The organism is Modestobacter marinus (assembly GCF_019799945.1).
In the GTDB taxonomy this organism is placed as follows: Bacteria; Actinomycetota; Actinomycetes; order Mycobacteriales; family Geodermatophilaceae; genus Modestobacter; species Modestobacter marinus_B.
In genome coordinates this window covers 1-506 of record NZ_JABGCH010000236.1, presented here as the reverse complement: position 1 = coordinate 506, position 506 = coordinate 1, and the positions used below count along the sequence as shown (strand labels likewise).

Genomic DNA, 506 nt, shown 5'->3' with positions numbered 1-506 from the left:
ACGGTAAAGCGCCAAACATTAAAACACAATAAAGGAGGTGAACATGGCAGAACAAATGATGTGTGATGGTTTCCCGGTAATTTTCTTATACGTTGAAGATATTCAATATAGAGTTTTACAAGATGATTATAATTTCAAAATTAAGTTATCAAATGATAGAACCCTTTATATCACTAAAAGGGATCTAACGGCTATTATTAAAAGCGGAAACAAACAGCGTAAAAGTTGGATGACGCCCAAGGAATTTTTGGTTCTTGCGGCTATGTATAAGCATCTTAAAGTTTAGATGAGAGGGAAACCTCTTTTTTTTTTTTTTGTTTTAGTGATAAAATGACCTTGAAATAGAAAAGGTTAAATAAAGCGTAAATCAACCGGGTGAGTTGTAAAGCAGGGGCAACAACAGATCGGCAATGTGGTTAATTTATTCAACAAATCATATTATGCCGCTCTTTTGCTACGACTAATGGGGGATAAAGGGGGCATATTCGTGCGTGTCAGGGTTTTAT

The 506-nt window shown here is 35.2% G+C and carries 1 protein-coding gene; it reads left to right on the top strand.

Annotated features, from left to right (window positions below; translation table 11 throughout):
• The first annotated feature begins 37 nt into the window (after positions 1 to 37).
• The gene (locus HK417_RS24740) at positions 38 to 286 is read left to right on the top strand and encodes a hypothetical protein (RefSeq protein WP_222273546.1); all 249 of its coding nucleotides are present in this window, start codon (positions 38 to 40) and stop codon (positions 284 to 286) included.
• Positions 287 to 506 lie beyond the last annotated feature (220 nt).